Origin of the sequence: Cellulomonas sp. NPDC058312 (genome assembly GCF_042880135.1) — a bacterium.
Taxonomy (GTDB): domain Bacteria; phylum Actinomycetota; class Actinomycetes; order Actinomycetales; family Cellulomonadaceae; genus Cellulomonas.
The window spans coordinates 448,918-475,064 of the sequence record NZ_JBHVZE010000003.1; the positions used below are offsets into that span (position 1 = coordinate 448,918).

The 26,147-nt window shown below is 75.7% G+C and carries 25 protein-coding genes, 1 pseudogene and 2 riboswitches; of the genes and pseudogenes, 14 read left to right on the forward strand and 12 right to left on the reverse strand.

What is annotated here, in order from left to right:
- Positions 1 to 125 precede the first annotated feature (125 nt).
- On the reverse strand, positions 126 to 1,181 hold the full coding sequence (locus ACFVXN_RS11045; protein ID WP_389231730.1) for a LacI family DNA-binding transcriptional regulator: 1,056 nt from the start codon (positions 1,179 to 1,181) through the stop codon (positions 126 to 128).
- Positions 1,182 to 1,345: 164 nt separating this feature from the next.
- Between ACFVXN_RS11045 and ACFVXN_RS11050 the strand changes: the two genes are divergently transcribed.
- The 5 genes from ACFVXN_RS11050 (at position 1,346) to ACFVXN_RS11070 (ending at position 6,918) form a co-directional block, all read left to right on the forward strand.
- Positions 1,346 to 2,176 carry a 2-keto-4-pentenoate hydratase gene (locus tag ACFVXN_RS11050; RefSeq protein ID WP_389231733.1) on the forward strand — a complete coding sequence of 277 codons (831 nt, stop codon included), beginning with the start codon at positions 1,346 to 1,348 and terminating at the stop codon, positions 2,174 to 2,176.
- A gap of 32 nt (positions 2,177 to 2,208) precedes the next feature.
- Positions 2,209 to 3,516: an MFS transporter gene (locus ACFVXN_RS11055; protein WP_389231736.1), complete on the forward strand. Its 1,308-nt coding sequence runs from the start codon at positions 2,209 to 2,211 to the stop codon at positions 3,514 to 3,516.
- An 86-nt stretch (positions 3,517 to 3,602) separates the two neighbouring features.
- Positions 3,603 to 4,367 carry a 2-dehydro-3-deoxy-D-gluconate 5-dehydrogenase KduD gene (gene kduD / locus ACFVXN_RS11060; protein WP_389231739.1) on the forward strand — a complete coding sequence of 255 codons (765 nt, stop codon included), beginning with the start codon at positions 3,603 to 3,605 and terminating at the stop codon, positions 4,365 to 4,367.
- Positions 4,368 to 4,411: 44 nt separating this feature from the next.
- Complete coding sequence (kduI, locus tag ACFVXN_RS11065; protein ID WP_389231743.1) at positions 4,412 to 5,281, forward strand: 5-dehydro-4-deoxy-D-glucuronate isomerase; 870 nt, start codon at positions 4,412 to 4,414, stop codon at positions 5,279 to 5,281.
- Positions 5,278 to 6,918: a pectate lyase gene (locus ACFVXN_RS11070; RefSeq protein ID WP_389231746.1), complete on the forward strand. Its 1,641-nt coding sequence runs from the start codon at positions 5,278 to 5,280 to the stop codon at positions 6,916 to 6,918. The genes kduI and ACFVXN_RS11070 overlap by 4 nt, the downstream gene beginning before the upstream one ends.
- Before the next feature lie 6 nt (positions 6,919 to 6,924).
- Here ACFVXN_RS11070 and ACFVXN_RS11075 read toward each other — a convergent pair whose 3' ends face one another.
- Positions 6,925 to 9,126: an acyl-CoA dehydrogenase gene (locus ACFVXN_RS11075; RefSeq protein WP_389231749.1), complete on the reverse strand. Its 2,202-nt coding sequence runs from the start codon at positions 9,124 to 9,126 to the stop codon at positions 6,925 to 6,927.
- The gene (locus ACFVXN_RS11080; protein ID WP_389231752.1) at positions 9,123 to 9,911 is read right to left on the reverse strand and encodes a TetR/AcrR family transcriptional regulator; all 789 of its coding nucleotides are present in this window, start codon (positions 9,909 to 9,911) and stop codon (positions 9,123 to 9,125) included. The genes ACFVXN_RS11075 and ACFVXN_RS11080 overlap by 4 nt, the downstream gene beginning before the upstream one ends.
- A gap of 117 nt (positions 9,912 to 10,028) precedes the next feature.
- On the opposite strand from ACFVXN_RS11080, the gene ACFVXN_RS11085 reads away from it, so the two are divergent.
- The 3 genes from ACFVXN_RS11085 to ACFVXN_RS11095 are packed head-to-tail and all read left to right on the forward strand — an operon-like array spanning position 10,029 to position 13,719.
- On the forward strand, positions 10,029 to 11,375 hold the full coding sequence (locus ACFVXN_RS11085; protein WP_389231755.1) for an acetyl-CoA C-acetyltransferase: 1,347 nt from the start codon (positions 10,029 to 10,031) through the stop codon (positions 11,373 to 11,375).
- Positions 11,372 to 12,733 carry a 3-oxoacyl-ACP reductase gene (locus ACFVXN_RS11090; RefSeq protein ID WP_389231758.1) on the forward strand — a complete coding sequence of 454 codons (1,362 nt, stop codon included), beginning with the start codon at positions 11,372 to 11,374 and terminating at the stop codon, positions 12,731 to 12,733. Before ACFVXN_RS11085 ends, ACFVXN_RS11090 begins: the two co-directional genes overlap by 4 nt.
- Positions 12,730 to 13,719, forward strand: a complete 990-nt coding sequence (locus ACFVXN_RS11095) for a MaoC family dehydratase (RefSeq protein ID WP_389231761.1) — start codon at positions 12,730 to 12,732, stop codon at positions 13,717 to 13,719. The genes ACFVXN_RS11090 and ACFVXN_RS11095 overlap by 4 nt, the downstream gene beginning before the upstream one ends.
- Positions 13,720 to 13,737: 18 nt before the next feature.
- Here the strand turns inward: ACFVXN_RS11095 and ACFVXN_RS11100 are convergent, their stop codons facing one another.
- Together ACFVXN_RS11100 and ACFVXN_RS11105 are read right to left on the reverse strand one after the other, a co-directional pair.
- Entirely contained in the window at positions 13,738 to 14,010 is a 273-nt protein-coding gene (locus ACFVXN_RS11100; protein WP_389231764.1) for a hypothetical protein, read from the reverse strand.
- Positions 14,000 to 14,404 (reverse strand): hypothetical protein, encoded by a 405-nt coding sequence (locus tag ACFVXN_RS11105; protein ID WP_389231767.1) that lies wholly within the window; start codon positions 14,402 to 14,404, stop codon positions 14,000 to 14,002. The genes ACFVXN_RS11100 and ACFVXN_RS11105 overlap by 11 nt, the downstream gene beginning before the upstream one ends.
- A 156-nt stretch (positions 14,405 to 14,560) precedes the next feature.
- Here ACFVXN_RS11105 and ACFVXN_RS11110 point away from each other — a divergent pair, with 156 nt between their 5' ends.
- The gene (locus tag ACFVXN_RS11110; RefSeq protein ID WP_389231770.1) at positions 14,561 to 15,184 is read left to right on the forward strand and encodes a pentapeptide repeat-containing protein; all 624 of its coding nucleotides are present in this window, start codon (positions 14,561 to 14,563) and stop codon (positions 15,182 to 15,184) included.
- Between the two features lie 77 nt (positions 15,185 to 15,261).
- Entirely contained in the window at positions 15,262 to 16,752 is a 1,491-nt protein-coding gene (locus ACFVXN_RS11115; protein WP_389231773.1) for an AAA family ATPase, read from the forward strand.
- A gap of 57 nt (positions 16,753 to 16,809) precedes the next feature.
- Here ACFVXN_RS11115 and ACFVXN_RS11120 read toward each other — a convergent pair whose 3' ends face one another.
- Positions 16,810 to 18,204, reverse strand: coding sequence for an aminotransferase class V-fold PLP-dependent enzyme (locus tag ACFVXN_RS11120; RefSeq protein ID WP_389231776.1), 1,395 nt, complete (start codon positions 18,202 to 18,204; stop codon positions 16,810 to 16,812).
- Positions 18,205 to 18,252: 48 nt separating this feature from the next.
- A riboswitch (SAM riboswitch) is annotated at positions 18,253 to 18,368 on the reverse strand.
- 98 nt (positions 18,369 to 18,466) lie between these two features.
- Positions 18,467 to 18,577, forward strand: a riboswitch (SAM riboswitch).
- Between the two features lie 6 nt (positions 18,578 to 18,583).
- Between ACFVXN_RS11120 and ACFVXN_RS11125 the strand changes: the two are divergent.
- The 3 genes and pseudogenes from ACFVXN_RS11125 to ACFVXN_RS11135 all read left to right on the forward strand — a co-directional run.
- Positions 18,584 to 18,769, forward strand: a pseudogene (locus tag ACFVXN_RS11125) (DUF1737 domain-containing protein); the annotation flags it as partial.
- Positions 18,770 to 18,783: 14 nt separating this feature from the next.
- On the forward strand, positions 18,784 to 19,236 hold the full coding sequence (locus ACFVXN_RS11130) for a rhodanese-like domain-containing protein (protein ID WP_389231778.1): 453 nt from the start codon (positions 18,784 to 18,786) through the stop codon (positions 19,234 to 19,236).
- The gene (locus ACFVXN_RS11135; protein ID WP_389231781.1) at positions 19,233 to 20,504 is read left to right on the forward strand and encodes an O-succinylhomoserine sulfhydrylase; all 1,272 of its coding nucleotides are present in this window, start codon (positions 19,233 to 19,235) and stop codon (positions 20,502 to 20,504) included. Before ACFVXN_RS11130 ends, ACFVXN_RS11135 begins: the two co-directional genes overlap by 4 nt.
- 108 nt (positions 20,505 to 20,612) lie before the next feature.
- Here ACFVXN_RS11135 and ACFVXN_RS11140 read toward each other — a convergent pair whose 3' ends face one another.
- The 4 genes from ACFVXN_RS11140 to ACFVXN_RS11155 all read right to left on the reverse strand — a co-directional run bounded on the left by ACFVXN_RS11140 (position 20,613) and on the right by ACFVXN_RS11155 (position 22,958).
- A complete protein-coding gene (locus ACFVXN_RS11140) occupies positions 20,613 to 21,269 on the reverse strand; it encodes a hypothetical protein (protein WP_389231784.1) in 657 nt (218 codons plus the stop codon).
- A 170-nt stretch (positions 21,270 to 21,439) separates the two neighbouring features.
- Positions 21,440 to 22,135 carry a phosphoribosylformylglycinamidine synthase subunit PurQ gene (gene purQ, locus ACFVXN_RS11145; protein ID WP_389231787.1) on the reverse strand — a complete coding sequence of 232 codons (696 nt, stop codon included), beginning with the start codon at positions 22,133 to 22,135 and terminating at the stop codon, positions 21,440 to 21,442.
- Positions 22,135 to 22,422, reverse strand: coding sequence for a phosphoribosylformylglycinamidine synthase subunit PurS (gene purS, locus ACFVXN_RS11150; protein WP_389231790.1), 288 nt, complete (start codon positions 22,420 to 22,422; stop codon positions 22,135 to 22,137). Before purS ends, purQ begins: the two co-directional genes overlap by 1 nt.
- A 98-nt stretch (positions 22,423 to 22,520) precedes the next feature.
- On the reverse strand, positions 22,521 to 22,958 hold the full coding sequence (locus ACFVXN_RS11155; RefSeq protein ID WP_389231793.1) for a hypothetical protein: 438 nt from the start codon (positions 22,956 to 22,958) through the stop codon (positions 22,521 to 22,523).
- A gap of 213 nt (positions 22,959 to 23,171) precedes the next feature.
- On the opposite strand from ACFVXN_RS11155, the gene ACFVXN_RS11160 reads away from it, so the two are divergent.
- On the forward strand, positions 23,172 to 23,735 hold the full coding sequence (locus tag ACFVXN_RS11160; protein ID WP_389231796.1) for a cysteine hydrolase family protein: 564 nt from the start codon (positions 23,172 to 23,174) through the stop codon (positions 23,733 to 23,735).
- Between the two features lie 28 nt (positions 23,736 to 23,763).
- On the opposite strand, the gene ACFVXN_RS11165 is transcribed toward ACFVXN_RS11160, so the two are convergent.
- Entirely contained in the window at positions 23,764 to 25,242 is a 1,479-nt protein-coding gene (locus ACFVXN_RS11165; protein ID WP_389231799.1) for an amidohydrolase, read from the reverse strand.
- Positions 25,243 to 25,282: 40 nt separating this feature from the next.
- Positions 25,283 to 26,005, reverse strand: coding sequence for an FMN-binding negative transcriptional regulator (locus tag ACFVXN_RS11170; RefSeq protein WP_389231802.1), 723 nt, complete (start codon positions 26,003 to 26,005; stop codon positions 25,283 to 25,285).
- Positions 26,006 to 26,147: the final 142 nt, after the last annotated feature.

Genomic DNA, 26,147 nt, shown 5'->3' on the forward strand with positions numbered 1-26,147 from the left:
GCTCCGCCGCCCGCCGCCCTGCCCGCGACGCCGAGACAGGACCTCCGCGCCGAGAGAGGACGTCCGGCGGTCCTGTCTCGGCGGGGAGGTCCGATCTCGGCGACCGCGCGGGGAGCGCGCGGGGGTCAGGCCGTCGGCGGGGGGCCCGAGCTGTCGCGGACGACCAGCTCCGGGACCGGGTACGGCGCGTCCGCGTCGGTGCCCAGGTGCGCGGCGAGCAGCTTGTGCACCGCGATCCGACCGGCCGCGCGGGTCGGGATGTGGATCGTCGTGAGGTTCGGCTGGACGCGGGTGGCGATGGCGAAGTCGTCGAACCCGACCACCGACAGGTCGCGCGGCACGTCGACGCCGGCGCGCTGGGCGGCCTGGAGCACCCCGGCCGCCATCTCGTCGTTGGCGCAGAACACCGCGGTCGGCCGCGGGTCCCGGGCGAGCAGGCGCTCCCCCGCGGCGACGCCGGACGCGAACGTGTAGTCGCCCGGCACCACGAGGTCGGGGTCGAGGGGCGCGCCCGAGGCGGCGAGGGCGTCGGCGAACCCGGCGAGCCGCTCCCGTCCCGACAGGAACGACGCGGGGCCGCAGACGGTGCCGATCCGCACGTGCCCGAGCGCGCGCAGGTGCTCGGCGGCGGTCCCGGCTGCCTGCCGGTCCATGCCGGCGACGCTGCGCCCGGGCTCGTCGACGGCGGCGGGCGAGACGCGCACGTAGGGGACCTGGAGCTCGTCGAGCAGCGGCTGGAGCCGCTCGTCCTCGGAGACGGACGAGGTGAGCACGACGCCGTCGAGCCGGTGCCGGTCGACGTACTCGCGCAGCCGCTCGACGAACCGCGGGTCGTCGCGCTCGAGCGGGAAGCTGACCAGCGCGTACCCGGTGCCCTCGAGGCCGTCGAGCAGGCCCTGCTGCATGGTGATGAGGTACTCGGGGTTCGGGTTGTTGAACACGTGCCCGATGAGGAACGCGCGGCCGGTCGCGAGCCCCTGGGCCTGCGCGCGGGCGACGTAGCCGTGCTCGGCGATCAGCGCCTCGATGCGCGCGCGGGTCTCGGCGCCGACGCCGGGCAGGCCGTTGACCACCATCGACACGGACTTGCTGGACACCTGCGCGAGCTCGGCGATGTCGCGCATCGTGACCCCGCCGCGGCGTCGCCCGTCGGTGCCCGCTGCCTGCCGGCCCCGTGCCATCTGCGTCCCCGCCCCTTCGTCCCGGGCGCCCGGACGATCGGCCCGGGTGCCCGGACGCCATCGTAGGAGACCCCCCGATACCAGATGTCCGCGGTCTCGATCTGGGTCTTGCGTAACCGGTTACCCATTCCCTAACGTAACCGCTTACTCAGAGAGGAGCGCACATGGACGTGCACGTGGGGTCCGCGGTCGCCGCAGCACTGGTGGCGGCACGGCGGGCCCAGACCCGCCTGGACGGCTTCCCGGGGGACATCCCCGCGACGCTGACCGAGGCGTACGAGATCCAGGACGAGGCCGTCACCCTGCGGGGCGAGCGCGTCGCCGGGTGGAAGGTCGGGCTGATCCACCCGGCGTGGCGGGACCGCGCGGGCGCCGCACGGCTCGTCGGCCCGGTGGTCGAGAGCCTGCTGGGGCCGGTGCCCGCGGGACGGCTCGTGTTCGCGGCCGTCCCCGGCGGGACCGCGTGCGTCGAGGCCGAGATCGCCCTCGTCGTCGGCCGGGACGTCCCGGCCGGGGACCGGGACTGGACCCTCGACGACGCCCGCGCGCACGCCGGCGCCGTCCGGCTCGCGGTCGAGCTCGCCGGCAGCCCGGTGCCCGACATCAACGGGCTCGGGCCGATGGCGGTCGCGGCGGACTTCGGCAACAACGCCGGCGTCGCCCTCGGCCCGGAGGTCGACGGCACCGCAGGCGACGGCACGGGCGGCGCGTGGCTCGACCTGCGCTGCGAGACGCGGGTCGACGGCGTGCTCGTCGGCAGCGCGACCCCCGGCGACGCGCCCGACGGCGGGCCGCTCGAGGCGTTCCGGCACGCCCTGCAGGTGTGTACCGCACGGGGCCACGCGCTCCGGGCGGGCGACGTCGTCGCGACCGGTGCGATCACCGGCGTGCACGACGTCATCCCGGGCCAGCACGCCGTGCTGCGCTTCGGCGACCTGTTCCAGGTCGAGATCGACGTGGTCGAGGCACCCCTCGGCCCGACTCCACCCCGATGAAGAGAGCTGGAGACGATGAAGGTGGACGCACGATGAGCATCAGGCCCAGCGAGGCGATGGTGCAGACCGCGACGGCGCGGATGACGAAGTACCGCTGGGTGATCGTGGCCCTGCTGTTCACGGCGATGACGATCAACTACATCGACCGGCAGGCCCTCGGCCTCATGAAGGCCGACCTGTCCGACGAGTTCAGCTGGTCGGAGCAGGACTACGCGAACGCGATCTTCTGGTTCCAGGCGGCCTACGCGGCCTCCTACCTGATCTGGGGCCGGGTGATCGACCGGATCGGCGCCCGCTGGGGCCTGGGCATCGCGTTCGCGATCTGGCAGGTCGCGCACCTCCTGCACGCCGGGATGCGCAGCCTGACCGGGTTCATCTTCGCTCGCGCCCTGCTGGGCATCGGCGAGGGCGGTGGGTTCCCCGGCAGCATCAAGGCCGTCACCGAGTGGTTCCCGAAGAAGGAGCGCGCGTTCGCGACCGGCCTGTTCAACGCCGGCACCAACGTCGGCGCGATCGCGACGCCGCTGATCGTGCCCGTGATCGTCCTGACCTGGGGCTGGCAGGCGGCGTTCATCGTCACCGGCCTCGGCGGCCTGCTGTGGCTGCCGATCTGGTTCCTGGTCTACAAGCGCCCGCAGGACCACCCCAAGGTCTCCGAGGCCGAGCTCGCGCACATCACCCAGGACCCCGAGGAGTCGATCGAGAAGGTCGACTGGCGCGTGATCGTGCGCCTGCGCGAGACCTGGGCCTTCGCCGTCGCGAAGTTCCTCACCGACCCGATCTGGTGGATGTTCCTGTTCTGGCTGCCCGACTTCCTGGGCAAGCAGTACGGGCTCGACCTGAAGTCGTTCGGCCCGCCGCTGGTCGCGATCTACCTGCTGTCGGACGTCGGCAGCGTCGGCGGCGGCTGGCTGTCGAGCCGGTTCATGCAGCGCGGCTGGTCCATCAACCGGGCGCGCAAGACCACGATGCTGGTCTGCGGCCTGATGGCCCTGCCGGTGGCGTTCGCGGGCCAGGCCAGCAGCCTGTGGCTGGCGGTCCTCATCATCGGCATCGCCACCGCCGCGCACCAGGGCTTCTCCGCCAACCTCTACACGCTGCCGAGCGACGTGCTGCCCCGCGGCGCGGTCGGCACCGTGATCGGCATCGGCGGGATGCTCGGCGGCGTCGGCGGCATGCTCATGTCGAAGTACGCCGGCTACGTGCTGGACAAGATCGGCAACTACACGCCGATCTTCCTGGTCTGCTCGGTCGCCTACCTGCTGGCGCTGACCGTCGTGCACGTGCTGATGCCGCGCATGACCCGCGTGCAGATCCCCGCGGCACCCGCCGCCGTCTGACCCCCGCGCCGCCGCGGCACGTCGTCGTGCCGCGGCGGCGCACCCACGCCCGCCCACCCCGCACCCACCTCGCACCAGGAGACCCGATGATCCTCGACCAGTTCCGCCTCGACGGCCGGACCGCCCTCGTCACCGGCGCGGCCCGCGGCCTCGGCCAGCGCGCCGCCGTGGCCCTCGCCGAGGCCGGCGCCGACATCGCCGTGATCGACTACGTCGACGCCCCCGAGACCGCCGAGCTCGTCCGCGCGCTGGGCCGCCGCGCCCACACCGTCCAGCTCGACCTCGTGGCCGCGACCCCCGCCGACCTCGAGGCGACCGTCGACGACGTCGTCGCGACGCTCGGCCGCCTCGACGTGCTGGTGAACAACGCGGGCACGATCCGCCGCGCCCCGCTGCTGGAGCACCCGGCCGCCGACTGGGACGCGGTGCTCGCGCTCAACCTCGACGCGGTGTTCCACCTGTCGCAGATCGCCGGACGCCGGTTCGTCGCCCAGGGGTCCGGGAAGATCATCAACATCGCCTCGATGCTGTCGTTCCAGGGCGGTGTCCTGGTGCCCGGGTACGCCGCGTCGAAGCACGCCGTCGCCGGCCTGACCAAGGCGTTCGCCAACGAGCTCGCCGCGCACGGCGTGAACAGCAACGCGATCGCCCCCGGGTACATGGCCACCGACAACACCGCGCAGCTGCGGGCCGACGCCGCCCGGGAGCGCGCGATCGTCGAGCGGATCCCCGCCGGCCGCTGGGGCACCCCCGACGACCTCGCCGGGGCTTTCGTGTTCCTCGCCTCGCCCGCGTCCGACTACCTGAACGGCGCCGTCATCCCCGTCGACGGCGGCTGGCTCGTGCGCTGACGCGCGGCGACCGCACCCCACCCCCCCCTGAAGGAGACTCCCCCGTGGACCAGCGCTACCCCACCCACCCGCAGCAGGTGCCCGGCATGGACACCGACGCCCTGCGCGCCGCCTACCTGGTCGAGGACCTGTTCGTCCCCGGCGAGGTCCGGCTCGTCCTGACCCACCACGACCGCGTCGTGCTCGGCGGGGTCGTCCCCGCGGGGCAGGTCCTGACCCTGCCCGCCGACGACACCCTGCGCAGCGCGTACTTCCTCGAGCGGCGCGAGGTCGGCATCGTCAACGTCGGCGGCACCGGCACGATCACGACCGACGGCGTCGAGCACGTGCTGCCGCACGGCGCGTGCCTGTACGTCGGCCGCGGCACCCGCGAGGTGGTGCTCGCCGACGCGCCCGCCGCAACGGACGGCGCGACCGACGGCGCGACCGACGGCGCGACCGACGGCGCGCAGTTCTACCTGTTCTCCGCCCCCGCGCACACCACGTACCCGACGGTGCTCGTGCTCCCCGAGGACGCCACGGTCCGCGAGCTCGGCGACCAGGTGACCAGCAACCGCCGCACGCTGCGGCAGTACATCCACGAGAACGGCGTCCGGAGCTGCCAGGTCGTGATGGGGGTGACCCAGCTGCACGCCGGTTCCATGTGGAACACGATGCCCGCGCACACCCACGAGCGCCGCACCGAGTGCTACCTCTACGTCGACGTCCCCGCCGACGCCCGGGTGATCCACCTGATGGGCGAGCCGACGCAGACCCGGCACCTCGTCGTCGCCGACCGGCAGGCGGTCATCTCGCCGCCGTGGTCCGTGCACTCCGGCGTCGGGACCTCGGCGTACTCGTTCGTCTGGGCGATGGCCGGGGAGAACCAGGCGTTCGACGACATGGACGGCGTGCCCGCCGTCGGGCTGCGGTGAGGCGCGCGCGCGGGGCGGCGGCGCTGACCGTCGCGGCCCTCGCCCTGACCCTCGTCGCGTGCGGGCCGGACGCGGGCTCGGACCCGCCCGCCCCGGCGACGACGGGCACCGACGGGCTGCGCGAGGACGTCCTGGCCACGATGCGGCTCGCCACGTCGTTCATGACCGACGACGTCGCCTACCAGGGCGGCTACCTGTGGTCCTCCCTCCCGGACCGGTCACGCCAGTTCGGGGAGATGGAGGCGTACGCCACGCAGATCTGGATCCAGCCCCCGGGCACCGCGACGATGGGGCACGTCTACCTCGACGCGTACCACGCGACCGGTGACGAGGCGTACTACGACGCCGCGCGCGAGGTCGCCGACGCGCTGATCGCGGCCCAGCACCCCGCGGGCGGCTGGAACTACCTGCACGACTTCGCCGGCGAGGAGTCGCTGCAGCGCTGGTACGACACGATCGGCCGCAACGGCTGGCGGCTCGAGGAGTTCCAGCACCACGACGGCAGCGCGACGTTCGACGACGCGGGCACCGCCGAGAGCTCCCAGCTGCTGCTGCGCCTCTACCTCGAGAAGGAGGACCCGGCGCTGCGGCCACCACTGGACCGGGCCGTCGACTTCGTGCTGGACAGCCAGTACCCGGTCGGCGGCTGGCCGCAGCGGTACCCCGCGTCGCCGGACGCCGAGCCGTACACCCGGCACATCACGTTCAACGACGACGTCGCGGCGGAGAACATCGAGCTGCTGCTCATGGTGCACCAGACCCTCGGGGACGAGGCGGTGCTCCCCGCGGTGCGCGCGGCGATGGACGCGTTCGTCGTCACCCAGCAGCCGGCGCCGCAGGCCGGCTGGTCCCTGCAGCACGACGCCGACGACCTGCGGCCGGTCGGCGCCCGGACGTACGAGCCCGACTCGCTCGCCACCCACACGACCGCGGGCAACGTCGAGAAGCTGCTCGGGTTCTACGAGCTGACCGGCGACGAGCGGTACCTCGCGGGGGTGCCCGCGGCGCTGGACTGGCTGGACTCGGTGCGCTTGCCCGAGGAGCTGTGGACCGCGGACGGCCGGCAGTTCCCGACGTTCGTCGAGCTCGGCACGAACCGGCCGCTGTACGTGCACCGCACGGGGTCGAACGTCGTCAACGGCCGGTACTGGGCGGACGAGGACCCGACGGGCACGATCGTGCACTACAACGCGTTCCGGTCGGTCGACGTGCCGGCGCTGCGCGAGCGGTACGCCGACCTGGTCGCCCGGCCCGTCGAGGAGGTCACCGCGACGTCCCCGCTGCTGCACCCGGGCGCCGAGCTCCCCGCGTACTTCAGCACCGAGGACGTGTCGGTCTCCGACCTGAACGTGGGGACCCTGCACCGGACCGGCGAACCGCCCACCGACGAGGAGGTCCGGGAGGTCCTCGACGCGCTCGGCGACGAGGGCTACTGGCCGACGCCGCTGCTGTCCACCAGCCACCAGTACAGCGGCGACGGGTCGCCGACCCCCGACGCGGGCGACTACTCCCGCACCGAGGTCGGCGACGCCACCGACACCTCGCCGTTCACCACCGACGACCCGGTGACCGGGATCTCCACCGGCCGGTACATCGAGCACATGAGCACGCTTATCCGGTACCTCGTCGGCGGCTGAGCGGCGTCAGCGGCGGGGCCGCGGCTCCGGCACCGGCTCCGCGCCCGACGCCCGGGCGGCCCGCTGCGCCTCGCGCGCCTCGGCCTGGCGGGCCGCCTCCGCGCCGGACGCGATCTCCGCGCGGACGTGCTCGGGCCCGTAGCCGAACGCGTCCACCAGGTCCTGCGCGTGCGGGCGCAGCCGCAGGAGCAGCCGCTCGATGTAGGACGTCACCGTCCGCGCGCGCCCGGCCGACAGCCGCCCGTTCACCAGGTACCAGGCGAGGTTCCGCTCGATCAGGGTCAGGCCGAACAGGTCCCGCAGCCAGGTCAGCACCTGCCGGGTGCCCGCGTCGGCCACGGTGTCCAGGCCGCGGGTGAACGCCTCCCACTGCAGCAGCTCCGCGTGGGCCCGGGCCGCCTCGACGAGCTCGTGCTGGTGCGCGTCGAACAGCTGGGCGGCGACCTCGGGAGCCGCGCGCCGGGCGGGACGCAGCGCCTGGGCGAGCTCGGCGACCATCGTCGACACCCGGTCGGCCAGCAGGTCCCGCTGGGTGTCGGGGTCGCGCAGCTGGCCCGCCGAGCGGCGCGCGTCGCCCGCGTCCACCAGCGTCTGCACGGCACGGGCCAGGGGCATCCGGTGCAGCGCGGCGTCGGCCGCCTTCTCGGCCACCAGCCGGGCGATCACCGCCGGGTCGCCGCCGACCTGCTGGCCGTAGCGGGCCAGCAGCCGCTTGCCGACGAGCTGGTAGAGCACCGTGTTGTCGCCCTCGAACGTCACGTAGACGTCGAGGTCGGCGCGCAGCGACGTGAGCCGGTTCGCGGTGAGGAACCCCGCCCCACCGCACGCCTCCCGGCAGGTCTGCAGCGTCCGCAGGGCGTGCCAGGTGGACGTCGGCTTGAGCGCGGCGGCGAGCGTCTCGAGCTCCTCGCGGGAGTCCGGGGTGTCGTCCCGGCCGGAGAACACGTCGTCGAACGCGGCCAGCAGGTGCTCGTGCGCGAACGTCGCCGCGTACGTCTCCGCCAGCAGCGGCAGCAGCCGGCGCCGGTGCTCGCCGTAGTCGAGCAGCACCACCTCGTCCGTCGGGGACGCCCCGGCGAACTGCCGGCGCTGGTTGCCGTACGTGATCGCCGTGATGAGGCCGATCTTCGCCGCGTTCACCGCGGCCCCGTCCAGCGACACCCGGCCCTGCACCAGCGTGCCGAGCATCGTGAAGAACCGCCGGCCCGGGCTCGCGATCGGCGAGGAGTACGTGCCGTCCGGCGCCACGGAGCCGTACCGGTCGAGGAGCTCGGTGCGCGGCACCCGCACGTCGTCGAACCACAGCCGGCCGTTGTCGATCCCGTTCAGGCCGCCCTTGAGGCCGTCGTCCTCGCCGCCGATCCCGGGCAGGAACTCCCCCGTCGCGGCGTCGCGGATCGGCACGTAGAACGCGTGCACGCCGTGGTTCACCGGGTGCGGGTCGGCCGGGCCCTGGGCGACGAGCTGCGCGAACACCACCGCGGCGGTGCCGTGCTGCCCGGCGTTGCCGAGGTAGTCCTTCCAGGCCGCGCGGTACGGGGTCCGGATCACGAACTCCTCGGTCGCCGGGTCGTACGTCGCGGTCGTGCCGATGCTCGCCACGTCGGAGCCGTGGCCGGTCTCCGTCATCGCGAACGCCCCGGGGACGTCCACCGACATCGCCCCGGGGAGCAGCCGGTCGTGGTGCCGCTCGGTGCCGAGGTGCAGGATCGCCGACGCGAACAGCCCCCACTGGACGCCGGCCTTGATCTGCAGCGACGGGTCGGCGGCCACCAGCTCCTCGAACCGGGCCAGGCTGCCGCCGTGGTCGTCGGCGCCACCCAGGTGCGTCGGGAACGCCCGCAGCACGTCCCCCTCGGCCGCGAGGGTGCGGAGCTGGTCCAGCACCCGGGTGCGGTGCTCGGCGACCGGCAGCCCCTCGACCCGCTGGAACCGCGGCTGGGCCACGACGTCCCGCGCCCCGCGCCGCAGGTCCGCGTACCGGCCGAGCAGCACGTCGGTCAGCGCCTCGACCGCGACCCGCGGCTCGCCGTCGCGCAGCGGGCGGGCGTGGCCGGCGCCGGTGGGGCGGACCGTCGCCGCGGGGTCGGTGGTGGTCGGACCCGACGCCGGGTCGCCCTCGGGGCGCGCGGGCCGGCCGGGCCCGGTGGCCCGGGCGGGCGCGGCGGGCCGGGACGAGCGGGCGGGGCGAGGTGCGGTGGTGGTCATGCGGACTCCCCTGGGGACGGTGCGTCGTCGTCGACGCGGGACTGCGCGGGTCGCGCGGGAGGTGCGGACGTGCTGGACGTGGTCGTGCTGCTGGACGTGGTCGTGCTGCCGGAGGTGGTCGTGGCGCCGCGGGTGCCGGTGCGCTCACGGGACAGGACGGCGACCGGCCCGGCCCAGAGCCAGGCCGCGACGCGGGCGGCGACGTCCTCGCGGTCCGCGCCGGGCGCCTCGTCGCCGGCGAGCCAGCGCTCGCCCGCGCCGCGGACGAACCCGACGGCCCCGGCGGCCCACAGGCGGGCCCAGCCGGCGTCCGGGTCGGACCCGTCGAGCCCGAGCGCGCGGACGAACGGGTCCGCGACGAGCTCGGTGACCGAGTCGAGGAACGCGCCGACCGAGCCGCCGCGGGTGACGAAGGTGTAGACGTGCGGCGAGGACTCGATCATCGCGAGGTAGGTGTCGACCATCCCGCGCAGCGCCTCGCGGGGGGTGCCGGCGCCGGTCGCCGCGAGGTCCAGGGCGTCCCGGATGTCCGCGACGACCGCCGCCGCGACGGCGAGCTGGAGCCCGTCCTTGTCCGTGAAGTACCGGTAGACGATCGACTTGGACGTGCCGGCGGCGGTGGCGATGTCGCCCATCGAGGCGTCGGGGCCGGTGTGGTGCACGACCCGGCGGGCGGCACGGACCAGCTCGGCGCGGCGGGCCTCGCGGTGGTCCTCCCAGCGCGTCGACCGGCCATCGGCGTCCGTGCCCGTCTCCGTCGACGGGTCCCGTGTGATGGGGCTCACAGAACCGACGGTATCAGGTACTGTGAGTCTCGGACACCCGGATTCCACAAGGGACCGAGGTCCCGACTCGGGCACACGCACCACCCAGACCATCGACGACGATGCGGGAGGACCCCCATGGCACCGACCCCCAGCACGCCCGATCCGACGCCCGGCACCCGACGTGCCGTGGTCGTCGGCGGCAACCGGATCCCGTTCGCCCGGGCCGGCGGCGCGTACGCACGGTCGAGCAACCTCGACATGCTCACCGCCGCGCTCGACGGGCTGGTCGCCCGGTACGGCCTGCAGGACGAGGTGCTGGGCGAGGTCGTCGCGGGCGCCGTGCTCAAGCACAGCCGCGACTTCAACCTCACCCGCGAGGCCGTCCTCGGCTCGCCGCTGTCCGCCCGCACCCCCGCGTACGACCTGCAGCAGGCGTGCGCGACCGGGCTCGAGGCCGTCGTCGCGATCAGCAACAAGATCCGGCTCGGCCAGGTGGAGTCCGGCGTCGCCGGCGGCGTCGACTCCGCGTCCGACGTGCCGATCGCCGTCAGCGAGGGCCTGCGCCGCACGCTGCTGACGCTCGCCCGCGCGAAGACCGTCCCGCAGCGGCTCAAGGCCGCCGCCGCGCTGCGCCCGCAGGACCTCAAGCCCGCGACGCCGCGCACCGACGAGCCGCGGACCGGGCTGTCGATGGGCGAGCACCAGGCCCTCACCACCGCGCAGTGGGGGATCACCCGGCAGGCGCAGGACGAGATCGCGCTCGCCAGCCACCAGCGCCTCGCCGCGGCGTACGACGCCGGGTTCTTCGACGACCTGGTCACGCCGTACCGCGGGCTGGTCCGGGACCAGAACCTGCGCGCCGACACGTCCCTGGAGAAGCTCGGGAAGCTCAAGCCGGCGTTCGGCACCCGGCTCGACACCCCCGCGACGATGACCGCCGGCAACTCGACCCCGCTGACCGACGGCGCCTCCGCGGTGCTGCTCGCCTCCGAGGACTGGGCCCGCGAGCGCGGGCTGACGCCCCTCGCCGCGGTCGTCGACGCCGAGACCGCGGCCGTCGACTTCGTGCACGGCGAGGACGGGCTGCTCATGGCCCCCGTGCACGCGGTGCCGCGGCTGCTCGCCCGGCAGGGGCTGACCCTCGCCGACCTCGACTACGTGGAGATCCACGAGGCGTTCGCGTCGACCGTGCTGACCACGCTCGCCGCGTGGGAGGACAAGGAGTTCTGCCTGTCCCGGCTCGGCCTCGACGACGCCCTCGGCACCGTCGACCGCGACCGCCTGAACGTGCACGGCTCCTCGCTGGCCGCCGGGCACCCGTTCGCCGCGACCGGCGGGCGGATCATCCCGACCATCGCGAAGCAGCTGCACCGCCGCCGCGCAGAGCTGCTCGCCGCGGGCGAGGACCGCCCGGTCCGCGCCCTCGTGTCCGTCTGCGCCGCCGGGGGCCTCGGCGTCGCCGCCGTCCTGGAGGCGCTGTGAGCGACCGCTACCTGGACCTCGTGAACAGCGGGGTCACCCAGACCATCGCGAAGCAGCTCGGCCTGCCCCGTCCCGCGCGCCTGCGTCGGCACCGCCCCGGGCGGCCCCTGGTCGACGGCCCCGTGCTGGTGCTCGGCACCGGCGCGGACGCCGACACGCTCGCGCAGTTCCTGGCCGGCACCTCGCCCGACCACAAGGGCTGGGACCTGGACGTGCGCCGGCACGCGACCGAGGGCACCCGGTTCGCCGCCGTCGTCCTCGCGCTGACCGAGGTCCAGCACCCCGACCAGCTCGCCGGCCCGCTGCTCGAGCTCGCACCCACGCTCAAGACCCTCGCCCCCGGAGGACGGGTGGTCAGCGTGTCCCGCCCCGCCACCGACGACCAGGCGCCCGCGCTCGCCGCCGCCCGGCAGGGCGTCGACGGGGCGCTGCGGTCCGTCGCCAAGGAGCTCCGCGCCGGCGCGACCGCCAACGGCGTGGTCGTCCACGACGACGTGCCCGTCACCGCGCCCGCCGTGCTCGGCGCCCTGCGGTTCCTGCTGTCCGCGCGCTCCGCGTACGTCGACGGCCAGCTGCTCGCCGTGGACTCCGCGGCCGGGTCGCTGCCCGCCGACTGGGAGCAGCCCCTCGCCGGCCGCGTCGCCGTGGTGACCGGTGCGGCCCGCGGCATCGGGGAGGCCATCGCGACGACCCTCGCCCGCGACGGCGCGACGGTCGTCGCCGTGGACGTCCCCGCCGCCGGGGAGGCGCTGGCCGCGGTCGCCAACCGGGTGCGCGGCACGGCGCTGCAGCTCGACGTCACCGCCGACGACGCCGGCGCGCGCATCCTCGAGCACGCGCTCGGCCGGCACGGGCGCCTCGACGTGGTCGTGCACAACGCCGGGATCACGCGCGACAAGCTGCTCGCCAACATGACCCCCGACCGCTGGGAGTCCGTGATCGCGGTGAACATCGCCGCCCAGCTGCGGATCAACGAGGCGCTGCTGACCTCCGGGGACTTCACCGACGCGCCCCGGATCGTCTCGCTGGCCTCCACGTCCGGCATCGCCGGCAACCGCGGCCAGGCGAACTACGCGGCGTCCAAGGGCGGGGTGATCGGGATGGTCCGGGCGACCGCGCCGCTGCTCACCGCGTTCGGCGGCACCGCCAACGCCGTCGCGCCGGGGTTCATCGAGACCGACATGACCGCCCGGATGCCCGCGCTCACCCGGCAGGTCGCCCGGCGGCTGTCGTCGCTCCAGCAGGGCGGCCTGCCCGTCGACGTGGCCGAGGCCGTCGCGTTCCTCGCCTCGCCGCAGGCCGGTGGGGTCGTCGGGCAGGTGCTGCGGGTGTGCGGGCAGAACATGGTGGGCCGGTGACCGCCGTCGCCGCGGGGCCGGGCGCGCGGCGCGAGGTCGTCCTCGACGCCGCGCCGGGGCTCGGCGGGCTGTACGCGCGGGCCGGTCTGGCCGCCGGCCGGGCCGCCGTCGCCGGGCCGGTCCGGCGCGCGCTCGGCGGGCGCGGCGCGGGCGGCGGGGTCTGCGGGGGCGGCGCGGGCGAGGGCGGCCGGCACGCGCCGACGCTGCCCGCGGTGCTGCACCGGCTCGACGGCGTCCGGCCCGACGCCGGCCGCCTCACCGCGTACCAGCACCTCGTCGGCGAGCCCGGCGGCGACGTCCTGCCCGCCGGGTACGTGCACGTGCTCGCGTTCCCCGTCGCGACGGCGCTGATCGTCCGCCCGGACTTCCCGCTGCCCGCGCTCGGCATGGTGCACCTCGCCAACCGGGTCGAGCAGCGGCGGGCGCTGCGGCTCACCGACACGCTGGACGTCCGCGCCTGGGCCGAGCACCTGCGCCCGCACCGCAAGGGCGCCCAGGTGGACCTGGTCACCGAGGTCCGCGTCGCCGGCTCCGCCCCGACCGACCCGCCCGCCTGGCGCGGGGTGTCCACCTACCTGGCGCCCGGGGCGCGCGTCGCGGGTGCCGCCCCCGACGACGCCGGCCACCCGGACTTCGCACCCCCGGAGCCGACCGGGCGGTGGGCGCTCGACGCCGCGACCGGCCGTCGGTACGCGGCCGTCTCCGGGGACGCCAACCCCATCCACCTGTCACCGCTCACCGCGCGGGCGCTGGGGTTCCCGCGGGCGATCGCCCACGGGATGTACACCGCCGCACGGGCGCTGGCCGACGTCGGCGCCCGGCGCGGGGAGGCGTACGCGTGGGACGTCGAGTTCGCGTCGCCCGTGCTGCTCCCCGGGTCGCCCGCGGTGGCGGTGGCGCGCACGGCCGGCGGGTGGACGGTCACGGCCTGGGACGCCCGGCGCGGGCGGCTGCACCTGCGCGCGGAGGTCCGACCGCTGGGGTGAGACCCGCGGGGGTGCCCGTCAGCCTCGCGCGCGCCCCCGCTCCCGCCGCTCCCGCCACGCGAGCCACAGCCTGCGCAGGCCGTACACCGGGGGCGGGGGCAGCGGCTCGAACACCAGGCGGGTGATCTCCGCCTCGCGGTCCCGGCGGGCCTGCTGGCGGCGGACGGCCTGCTCGTACAGGTCGCCGCCGGGCGCGAGGCGCGCGGGCATCCCCGCGAAGTCGTCCTGCTCCCTGCTCGCGCACCGGCAGCCGGCCGGTCCCGTGGCCGGCAGTGGCTTCTCATTCGTCATCGACATGCTCCTCATCAGTAGCATCTGGGGTCCAGGCTAGCGCGACCAGGGCAGAGCGCACAGGGTCGTCGGTGGCGCCCGCGAGTGCGTAGAGGACGCGGTGCGACGCGAGACGGTCGGTCGCCCTCGAGCCCGGCCCACGGCCCAGGCGTTCCGTCGCCCAGGTGAACGCCACCCACCACTGCGCGCGGTCCCGGTCCTCGACCGCGGCCGCCCGCACGAGCTCCGCGGCACGCGCGTCCCGGCGGTGCTGCTCGGCCGCCAGGTCCCGGTCGACCCGGGCCCGCACCCGCGCCACCCGCAGCCCGATCGTCGCGGCCACCACCGCGGCCACGCCCGTCACCGCGGGCGACAGGAAGAACGCCGCGACCCACTCGCCCGACCACAGGTCCACCCTCGCCCTCCTCGCTGCCGCACCGGCCGTCCACCGCCACCGTAGGTCGACGAACCGGCCGGACGGCCGTCGTCCCCAGGGCGGATCCCGGCGGCGACCGTGCACCCGCACCACCCGGCGACCGGACGCGTCGGTGCCCGGTGGCAGGCTGTGCCGGTGACCACTCCCCCCGAGGACGCCCTCGCCCCGTTCGCCGGACCGCTCGAGCCCGAGGGGGACTACGACCGCGCGCTCCTGGCGGGCCTGGACCTGGCCGGGGCGGATGCGGAGAGCGCCCGGTTCGTCGAGTGCGTGCTGCGCGGGTGCGACCTGGAGGGCGCCCTGCTCGACCACGCGCACGTCGTCGAGACGGTGGTCGCGGACTGCCGCGCGGGGAGCTTCCGGGCGCGTACCGGCTCGTGGCGCGACGTGACCCTGCGGGACTGCCGGTTCGGCGCGGTCGAGGCGTACGGCAGCACGTGGGACCGGGTGACCGTCGAGGGCGGGAAGATCGACTACCTCAACCTGCGCGACTCCCGGGTCCAGGACCTCCGGTTCGTCCGGTGCACGCTCGGGGACCTGGACCTCGCCGGGGTCAGGGCGCTGCGGGTGACGTTCGAGGACTGCCGGGTCGGCCGGCTCGACGTGACGCGCGCGCAGCTGCGGCAGGTCGACCTGCGCGGGGCCGACCTGGCGGCGGTCGACGGCACCGCCGGGCTCCAGGGCGCGACCATCAGCGAGCAGCAGCTGCTGGAGCTCGCCGGCGCGTTCGCCGACCACCTGGGCGTGACGGTGCGCTGACCGCCGGTGCTGCGCCGTCCGGCTGACGTGCACGAGCACCGCCCCGCGCACCCCGCCCCGGGCGGTAGGTTGCCGCCGTGACGGCGACCGGATCGGGGCACGACCTCGCCACCCTGCTGCGCGGCGGGGTGCCGCTCGTCGTCGTCGAGACCACCGACGAGGCCCGCGCGGTGGACCTCGTGCTCGCGGCCCGCCCGGTCCACGCGATGACCGCCGCGGGCGTGCCGGTGTTCACGTGGAAGGTCACCGAGGGGATGCGCCGCCGCGACGTCGACCTCGGCACCGCCCAGCGGTTCGCCGCGGACCCCACCGAGATGCTGCGCGGGCTGCTCGAGGGCGGCCTGCCGGGCGTCTACGTCCTGCTCGACCTGCACCCGTTCCTCGGCGACCCCGTGACCGTCCGCCTCCTCAAGGACCTGTGCCTCGCGCCCGTGCGCCGGACGCTGGTGCTGGTCGGCCGCGAGGTGCCGCTCCCGGACGACCTCGAGCACCTGGCCGCGCGGTTCCCGGTGGCGTTCCCCGACGCGACGGAGCGGCGCTCGATCGTCGACCACGTCGTCGCCGACTGGGCGCGCACCACCGGGCAGCCGGCACGCGTCGACGCCCGCGCGGTCGAGCTGCTGGTGGCGAACCTCGCCGGGGTGTCGCACGGCGACGCGGAGCGGCTGGCGCGGGGCGCGGTCTTCGACGACGGCGCCCTGCTGCCGGCCGACGTGCCCGCGGTGACGCGCGCGAAGCACGCGCTGCTCGCCCGCGACGGGGTGCTCGCCTACGAGCTCGACACCGTCCCCCCGGACCAGGTCGCGGGCATGGCCCGGCTCCGGCAGTGGCTGGCCCGTCGGGCGCCGGCGTTCGACGGCAGCGCGCCGCACCTCGACCCCCCGCGCGGCGTCCTGATGCTCGGCGTGCAGGGCTGCGGCAAGAGCGTCGTCGCCAAGGCCTCCGCCCACCTGTTCGGTGTGCCGCTGCTGCGGCTCGATCTCGCGGCGACGCACGACAAGTACGTCGGCGAGTCCGAGCGGCGGCTGCGGGAGGCGCTGGCGACCGCCGAGGCGATGGCCCCGTGCGTGCTGTGGATCGACGAGATCGAGAAGGCCGTGCCCGCCGGCGGCGACGACGCCGGTCCGGGCCGCCGGCAGCTCGGGACGCTGCTGACCTGGCTCGCCGAGCCGCACGCGACGGTGTTCGTCGTCGCGACCGCGAACGACATCACCGCCCTGCCGCCGGAGCTGATCCGCAAGGGCCGGTTCGACGAGATCTTCTTCGTCGACCTCCCCGGCCCGGACGTGCGCGCCGAGATCCTGGGGATCCACGCCGCCCGCCGCGGGGTGCCGCTCGACCCCGCCCTGCTGCCCGACCTGGTGCTGGCCACCGACGGGTTCTCGGGTGCGGAGATCGAGCAGGCCGTCGTCGCCGCGACCTACACCGCGCACGAGGGCGGACGCCCGCCGGGTGCGGCGGACGTGCTCGCCGAGGCGCGCGGCACCCGCCCGCTGTCCCGCGTGATGGCCGAGCCCGTCGCGCGCCTGCGCGCCTGGGCCGGGCCGCGCACCGTCCCCGCCGACTGACCGCCTGCGGGCCCCGGACCGGACCGTCCCCTGCTCGGACCGGTCCGGGGCAGCACGTCAGTCCTCGACGGCGGGACCGCACGCCGCGGCGGCGGTGGCGGCGATCGCGTCGATCCCGGAGACCGCCGGGCGCGGCCGGGTGTCGCCGGCGACGGTCCAGCAGCCGTCGACGACCTCGTACCGGGCGCGCGGCCCGTCGGCCACGAACGCGAGCAGCCCCGCGACCAGCCGGTCGACCGTCTCCGCCGTGCTGCCGACGCCCACCGAGGCGCGCAGCGCCCCGCCGTCCACGCCGACCCGGGCCAGCAGCGGGTGCGCGCAGAACCGGCCGTCGCGCACCCCGATGCCGTGCTCGGCGGACAGGTAGGCGGCGACGAGCCCGGAGTCGTGGTCGCCGACCGTGAACGACACGACGCCCACCGGGTCGGTCGAGTCCGACCACAGGCGCAGCACCCGGGCGCCGGGCACCGTGGCGAGCCCGGTGACGAGCCGGTCGCGCAGCGCCTCCTCGTGGGCCGCGAGCGCACCGGCCGGCAGGGCCTGCAGGGTGTCGCAGGCCTGGGCCAGCGCGACGGCGCCGAGCACGTTCGGCGAGCCGCCCTCGTGCCGCGCCGGCGCCGGCTGCCACAGCGTCCGGTCGGTGCGCACGTCGCGCACCGCGCCGCCGCCGGCCAGGTACGGCGTCCCCGCGTCCAGCCAGTCGCGGCGACCCACGAGCGCGCCCGCCCCGAACGGCGCGTACGTCTTGTGCCCGGAGAACGCGACGTAGTCCACGCCCGACTCCGCGAGCGAGAACGCCCGGTGCGGGAGCAGCTGCGCGCCGTCGACGGCCACGCGCGCCCCCGCCTCCTGCGCGAGCGCCACGACCGACGTCAGCGGCAGCGCCTCCCCGGTCACGTTGGACGCGCCCGTGAGCGTGACCAGGGCGTACGGGCGGCGCGCGAGCTCGTCGCGCAGCGCGACCAGCGTCGCGGCCACGGTCGGCGCCGCGGGCAGGATGGTCGCCGTGCGACCCGTGTCCCGGAACGCGCTGACCCAGGGCAGCAGGTTCGCGTGGTGCTCGACGTCCAGCACCAGCACCCGGCCGCCGTCCGGCACGCAGCCGGCCAGCAGGTTCAGCGCGTCGGTGGTGTTGCGGGTGATGACGGCGACGTCGTCGGGGCGCGCGCCGACGAACCGGGCGACGGTCGCCCGGGACGACTCGTACAGCGCGGTGGACACCTGCGACAGGTACCCGGCGCCGCGGTGCACCGACGCGTACAGCGGCAGCACCTCGACGACCCGCGCCGCGACGGCCTCGAGCGCGGGCGCGGACGCCGCGTAGTCGAGGTTCGCGTACGCGACGGACCGGCCGTCGACGAGCGGCACGCGGGTGTCGGCGCCGACGACGGGCAGGAGGGCGCGGTCGGGCGCCTCGGTCGTGGCACAGGTGGCGGTGGTGGCGACGGACATGGGACTACCCCCGAGAGGAATCGGTGGGGGCCCGGGTACGGCCGGGTCACCCCGCGCTTGCCGGCCACCGAACGGTGGACGGCCAGGTCGTCACCCGGGGCACCCCGCCGCGGAGGGAGGGTTGCCGGCCAGCAAGCCGGGGCTCAGTGCTGGCACTCATGACCTGCCCCGAGGATAGGGAGCGCCCGCCCCGGCATGTCAACACGTGTCCACCCTCCGACCCGGGTGAAGCACCCCCGCGGCGGCATGGCGTAGCATCGCCGCACCATCCAGAGCGGCCGAGAGATCTGGCTCGTCGACGCCGCAGCAACCCGCGGTCCTGTGCCCCGTGCACGGGGCCGGCCGAGGGTGCTTCCGCCAGGTCCGATGGAGGAGACGCATGACCGACACCGACGACCGCCTGCGCTACCGGCTGCTGACGGGACCCGACGACCGCTCGTTCTGCGAGCGGGTGAGCGCGGCCCTCGCCGAGGGCTACGAGCTGCACGGCGGCCCCGCCGCGACCCACGACGGCGAGCGCGTCATCGTCGCGCAGGCCGTGGTGCTGCCCGCCGCCGCGACCAGCACGGTGCGCCCGCTGTGAGCGCGCAGCACGGACACGGGGACGGGCCCGGCTACGCCGGCGACCTCACCCCGCAGGAGGCCTGGGACCTGCTCGCGTCCGACGAGCGCGCCGTCCTGGTCGACGTCCGCACCGAGGGCGAGTGGCAGGGCATCGGCGTCCCGGACACCGCGGACCTCGACGCGCAGGACCGGACCGCGTTCGTCCAGTGGACCGACGCGTTCGGCCGCCCCAACCCGACGTTCCTCGACGAGCTCGCCGCCGCCGGGATCACCGCCGACGAGCCGCGCCCGGTGGTGTTCTTGTGCCGGTCCGGCGTGCGGTCCGTCGCCGCCGCGACCACCGCCACCGCGGCGGGCCTCGGTCCGGCGTACAACGTGCTCAGCGGGTTCGAGGGCGACGTCGGCCCCGACGGGCAGCGGGGCCACTGGGGCTGGCGCGCCGCCGGCCTGCCGTGGCGGTCCGCGTGACCGCGCCCACCCCCGGCCCCGCCCCCGCTCCCGGCCCCGGCGACTGGCAGGACCCGCGGCTCCCCCGCGACACCCTGCGCCCCGACACCCTCGCCGTGCGCGGCGGGCAGGTCCGCACGGCGTTCCAGGAGACCTCCGAGGCCCTGTTCCTCACCCAGGGCTACGTCTACGACCGCGCCGCCGACGCCGAGGCCGCGTTCGCCGGCGAGGCCGACCGGTTCCTCTACTCCCGGTACGGCAACCCGACGGTGTCGACGTTCGAGGAGCGGCTGCGGCTGCTCGAGGGATCCGAGGCCTGCTACGCGACCGCGTCCGGCATGTCGGCGGTGTTCACGGCGCTGGCCGCGCTCGTCCGGTCCGGGTCGCGCGTCGTCGCGGCGCGCGCCCTGTTCGGGTCCTCGGTCGTCATCTTCGACGAGATCCTCGCGGGCTGGGGCGTGCGCACCGACTACGTCGACGGCCACGTCCCGGAGCAGTGGGAGGCGGCGCTGTCGACGCCCGCGGACGTCGTGTTCTTCGAGACCCCGTCGAACCCGATGCAGGACCTCGTCGACATCGCCACGGTCAGCCGGCTCGCGCACGCGGCGGGCGCGGTGGTCGTCGTCGACAACGTGTTCGCCACCCCGGTGCTGTCGAAGCCGCTGCGGTTCGGCGCGGACGTCGTCGTGTACTCCGCGACCAAGCACATCGACGGCCAGGGGCGGGTGCTCGGCGGGGCGATCCTCGGCACCGACGCGTTCGTGCACGGCCCGGTGCAGACCCTGATCCGCAACACCGGCCCGTCGATGAGCGCCTTCAACGCGTGGGTGCTGCTCAAGGGCCTGGAGACGCTGTCCCTGCGCGTCCGGCACCAGACCGCCTCCGCGCTGACGCTGGCCGGCTGGCTCGAGCAGCACCCGGCGGTCGCGCAGGTCCGCTACCCGTACCTGCCGTCGCACCCGCAGCACGCCCTGGCGCTCGCCCAGCAGGACGGCGGCGGCACGGTCGTCACGTTCGACCTGCGGGTTCCCGAGGGCGCGACGCCGGACGTGGCGAAGAAGACGACGTTCGGCGTCCTCGACGCGCTGCGGGTCATCGACATCTCGAACAACCTCGGCGACGCGAAGTCGATGGTCACGCACCCCGCGACCACCACGCACCGCAAGCTCGGCCCGGCGGGCCGCGCGGCGGTGGGCATCGCGGAGTCCACGGTCCGCCTGTCCGTCGGTCTCGAGGACCCCGCCGACCTCCGCGACGACCTCGCCCGGGCCCTCGACCACCTGACCTGACCGGGCCCCCCGAGCCGGCCTCCGGTGGAGTGGTCCTGACCGACACGCTCGGCGTGCCGAGCAGGATCACTCCACCCAGCCGGGGCGGCCCTGGGGTTGCCGCCCGGGTCAGGCCACCAGGGAACGGAGGTCCGCGGCCGCGGCCGGGCCGCCGGACAGCGGGTGCAGGACCACCCCGTCGACACCCGCGCGCCGGGCCAGCTCGCGGACCTCGGCGACCAGGCGGTCGCCGGTCGTCACCACCCGGGTCGCGGCGGGCGACCAGCCCAGCCCGGCGAGCGCGTCCAGGTACTCCAGCTGCGACCGCTTCCGGCGGGCCGTGAGCTCGTCGGCGGCCACGACGACCTCGAGGTCGAGCAGCACCCGCACGTCCGCGCGGTCGCGGCCGGACGCGGCGACGGCGTCGTCGACCAGCGCGGCCACCCGGGACAGCGCCCCGACGGACGGCACCGCGACGGAGAACTCGAGCCGGACGACGTCGGCGTGCACGCCGGCCAGGGCGATCGCGGAATCGGAGCCCGGCCGGGACTCGACGGTCCGCACGCCGTAGTCCGGGGCCAGGACGTGGATCGTGGGCTCCGGCCCGGCGGGCGGGACGGGCGTGGCGGCGACCGGCGTGGGTGCCGGCGCCGGCAGCGTCGGGGTCTCGTCGGGCAGGGCCGGCGGCAGCGGCCGCAGGGCGGCGCGGTGGCGGCGGGCCGGGGCGGGCAGGTGACGGGTGGCGACCGCGAGCGCGCGGTCCAGCACGGGCTGAGCCTGAGACATGACGGGGTGTCCTCGACGGGTGAGGCGGGGTGCGCAGCGAGGGCCGTGGCGGCCGCGGGCGCGCGGGGTCGTCAGCTCAGCGACAACACACCCGGGTCAGGAACACGCGGGAACGGTACCCCGCGCCCGGTGCCCCCGACCACGGCCTGTCCACATCCCGGTCCCCCGTGTCAGGAGACGAGCGCGCGCATCACCGAGGTGAAGAACCGCAGCCCGTCCGTGCCCGAGCGCGGGCCGCGGGCGCCGTCCGGACCGAAGCCCGCCTCGACCGCGTGCTCGGGGTGCGGCATCAGGCCGACGACGTTGCCGCGGGCGTTGCTGATGCCCGCGATGTCCCGGCGGGACCCGTTGGGGTTGCCGTCGGTGTAGCGGAACACCACGCGCCCCTCGCCCTCCAGCTCGTCCAGCGTCGACTCGTCGGCGACGTACTGGCCGTCCTGGTTCTTCAGCGGGATCGTGATGCGCTCCCCCTGCTGGTACTCGCCGGTCCAGGCGGTGCCGGTCTGCTCGACCGTGAGCACCTGCTCCCGGCAGACGAAGTGCAGGTGGTCGTTCTTGATCATCGAGCCGGGCAGCAGGTGCGCCTCGGTGAGGACCTGGAACCCGTTGCAGATGCCCAGCACGGGCATGCCCTTGCCTGCGGCCTCGACGACCTCGCCCATGACGGGCGCGAACCGGCTGATCGCCCCGGCCCGCAGGTAGTCGCCGTAGGAGAACCCACCGGGCAGCACCACCGCGTCGACGCCGCGCAGGTCGGCGTCGGCGTGCCAGAGGGCGACGGGCTCGGCACCGGCGAGCCGCACGGCGCGGGCGGCGTCGCGGTCGTCCAGGGTGCCCGGGAAGGTGACGACGCCGATCCGGGTCATCAGGCCAGACCCCCGGAGGCGATCGTGGCGGCCGCGTCGGCCTCGGAGTCCGCGACCCGGACGACGTCCTCGATCACCGGGTTGGACAGCACCTGGGTGGCGGCCTCGGCCGCGGCGGCGAGCACCTCGGGGGTGACGGGGCCGTCGACCTCCAGCTCGAACCGCTTGCCCTGCCGGACGGAGGTGAACTGGCCGAACCCGAGCCGCGGCAGGGCGCCGGCGACGGCCTTGCCCTGCGGGTCGAGGATCTCGGGCTTGGGCATCACATCGACGACGACTCGTCCCACGGGTGGGCTCCCTGGTTCGCGGCGGGGGGTGTGGTCAGGTGCGGGCCCAGCCTACCGACCGCCGGGGCCTGCTCGGTGCCGGGTCCCGGGCGCCGGGCTCAGGCCGCGCGGACGACCCCGACGGACGCATCGCGCCCGCTGGTCAGGTACGCCATCACCCCGGCGTTGTCGGCGCCCGCCAGCTCGGTGGCGTAGCCCACGACGACCATCGCCCACCCGCGGTCGAGCAGCGCGTCGAGCCAGTCGTCGTCGTGCTCGGCGACCAGCTCGGTCTCGTCGCCGACCCAGAGCGTCGCCCAGCCGCCGGCGGCGGTCAGCGAGGCGCGGTAGTCGTCCACCTCGGTCAGCCGGTCTCCCGTGTGCGGACCCAGCCCGAGGGCGGACGTGAACCGGTCCAGCCGCGCGAGGGCGCCGGCGTCGCCGGACGTCGGGTGCACCACCCAGCAGGCGACGGGGCGGCCGTCACGGGGGTGGAACCCGAGCGCGGTGCGGGCGGCGAAGCCGTGCGGGGCGAGAACGCGCAGGTCAGGACTCATATGGTCGACGACGTTACGACCCGGTACCCGGCGGCACCAGGGACCGTTGGGTGGTACCACCCCGGACGACCGCCGGGCACCACCCGAACGGTCGACGCAGCCGGGTGCGGGTCCCCCGGACGGGTCACGCGCGCGCGGAGGTCGACGGGATCTCGACGGCGGACGGCGGTCGCGCCCCTGGTCGACGGGCCGGCGCCCCGGGACGATGGCCGCATGGACCTCACCCCGGACACCGCCCTCGTCGTGATCGACGTGCAGCAGGGCTTCGACGACGCCTCGTTCTGGGGTCGGCGGGACAACCCCGACGCCGAGCAGCACATCGGCCTGCTGCTGGACGCGTGGCAGGCCTCGGGCCGCCCGGTGGTCGTCGTGCAGCACACGTCGGTGTCCTCGGCCCCGCTGCTCGCGGACGCGCCGGGGCACGCGTTGAAGCCGGTGGTCGCAGACGCCCGGCCGGCGCTGCTGGTCGACAAGCAGGTGAACTCGGCGTTCTACGGCACGCCCGACCTGCACGCGTGGCTGACGGCCGCCGGGATCCGGCAGCTCGTCCTGTGCGGGATCCAGACCAACATGTGCGTGGAGACCACGGCGCGGATGGCGGGCAACCTCGGGTACGACGTGGTGCTGCCGCTGGACGCGACCCACACGTTCGACCTCGCTGGCCCCGACGGCACGGTCCTGCGGGCCGAGGACCTGGCCCGCGCGACGGCCACGAACCTGCACGGCGGCGGGTTCGCGCGCGTGGTGACGACGGCCGAGGTCCTCGCGCTCGCCTGACACCGCGCCGGGGCGGCCCGCGCGGGGGTCAGAAGGTCCGGTGGGTCCAGCGGCCCGCGAGCAGCGTGCCCGCGACGGGCATGTCCCGGAGCACCGGCGCGTGCAGCGGGTCCGCGTCGAGCAGCACGAGGTCCGCGGGGGCGCCGACCGCCAGGGTCAGCGGCTGCCCGTCCGTGGAGGACCGCAGCGCGGTCAGCAGGTCGAGCCGCTGCTCGGGGTGCCACGGCTCGCGGCCGTCGCGGGCGCGGTCCACCGCCGCCGCCACGGCCTGCCAGGGGTCGAGCGGCGCGACCGGCGCGTCCGAGCCCATCGCGAGCCGGACCCCCGCGGCGGCGAGCGAGGCGAGGGCGAACGCGCGGTCGGTGCGGCCGGCCCAGTGGTGGTCGGCGACGTCGCGGTCGTCCATCGCGTGCTCGGGCTGCACGGACGCGACCACGTCGAGCGCGGCGAACCGGGCGACGTCGGCGTCGGTGAGCAGCTGGGCGTGCTCGATCGAGCCGCGGGCGCCGCTCGCCTCGAACGCGTCGAGCGCGAGGGTGTTGGCGTGGTCGCCGATGGCGTGGATCGCGCAGGTCAGGCCGTGGCGGTGGGCGTGCGCCATCAGCGGCACCAGGTGCTCGGTGGGGACCGACAGGATGCCGTGCGCCTCCGGCCCGCTCAGCCCGGGGTACGGGTCGTGGCAGTACGCGGTCCGGGTGTTCAGCGAGCCGTCGGTGACCACCTTGAGCGGGCCCTGCTCGAGCAGACCCCCGGTGCCGACGACGACGTCGCCGGTGCGCAGCTCCTGGGCGAGCACGCCGTCGAGGTACGGCTCCCACACGCCCGCCCGGACCCGCAGGGCGTCCGAGCCCGCGGCGATCCGGCGGCGCCAGGGGCCGAGGTTCTCGGTGATCTCGAGCTCGACGACGCCGACCACGCCGCGGGCTGCCGCGGCCCGCGCGGCCTCGTCGACCCACGCGTCGGCGACCTCGTCGGTGACGTGGTCGACGACGCTGGTCAGCGGCAGCCACTCGGCCTCGCGCAGCAGCCCGGTCGGGTGGCCGGCGACGCCCGCGTACCGCAGGCCCGCGGTGCTGAACCAGGCGCAGTGCAGGTCGCCGGACACGAGGACCACGGGCGTCTCGCCGACCGCCGCGTCGAGCACGGCGGCGGTCGGCTCGTCCGGCCACAGGCCGTCGCGGAACCCGTAGCCGACCAGCGCGGTGCCGGGCGTCAGCGGGCGGGCCGCCAGCCGGTCGAGCACGATCCGCACGGCGTGCGCGGCGGACGTCGCGGCGGACACGTCGAGCCGCTGCCGGGCCAGCGCCCACTGCGTCATGTGGGTGTGCGCGTCCCAGAGCCCGGGCAGGACCGTGCGCCCGTCGACGTCGACCTGCTCGACGCCCGCGCCGACCGTCGCCGCGAGGTCCGGGCCGACCGCCTGCACGCGGCCGTCGCGCAGCAGGACGTCGACGGTGCGCGGGGCGCCGAGCAGGCGGGCGCGGGTGAGCACGAGCGGTGCGGTCACGGGGGTCTCTCTCGGTCGGGGCGGTGGTGGTGCGCGACGGTCAGTCGGCGCGGCGGTCGAGCTCGGCGCGCATGGCGTCGGCGAGCGCCGGGTGCGCGTAGTGGGGGTCGGTGCGCAGGGCCGTGGTGACGCGCTCCGCGACCTCGCGGGGCTTGTCCTGGCTGAGCTTGGCCTTGGCCTGGTAGCGGGTGACCCGCAGCCGGATCCCGACGGCGCCAGGGGCGATCCGGCGGGCGTACCCCTCGACGTCGGGCATCCGGACCGGGTCGGGCATGGGGGCCTCGTACCGGTCGACGGTGGCGGCCATCACGGCGTAGGAGTCCTCGGGGTCGAGCAGCTCGAGGGTGCCGTAGAGGTGCACGGCCACGTAGTTCCACGTCGGGACCGCGGGGGCGTAGCCGTACCAGCCGGGCGACACGTAGCCGTACGGGCCCTCGACGACGAGCAGGTGCTCGCGGGTGCCGTCGACCTGGTGCAGCAGCTCGTCGGGCCGGCCGAGGTGGCTCAGGACGTGCAGCGGGGCGGCGGGGACGGTGAACCGGTCGGGCAGGCCGTGGGCGTCGCGGCGGGGCCGGGGGGCCGGTGCCGGGTCGGGCGCGCCGGGGCCGCCGGGCAGGGCGACGTCCTGCGCGGGCAGCACGGGGACGTGGGACACGACGGGGCCGTCGTCGGTCGTGGAGACCAGCGTCGCCCACCCGTGGTCCCGCACGATCGCGCGCACCCGCGCCTCGTCGGTCAGCACGTAGTCGCCTGTGTGGATCACCCGGCCATCGAACCACCGCGGGCCCCCGCCGCGGCAGGTCCCTGGTGTGTCACGGACGTAAAAGCTTCATTTCCTACTGAACTTTCAGCAGTCCGGCTATTGACGCCGCCACCGCGGCCAGGGCTGACTGGGCGGCACCGCA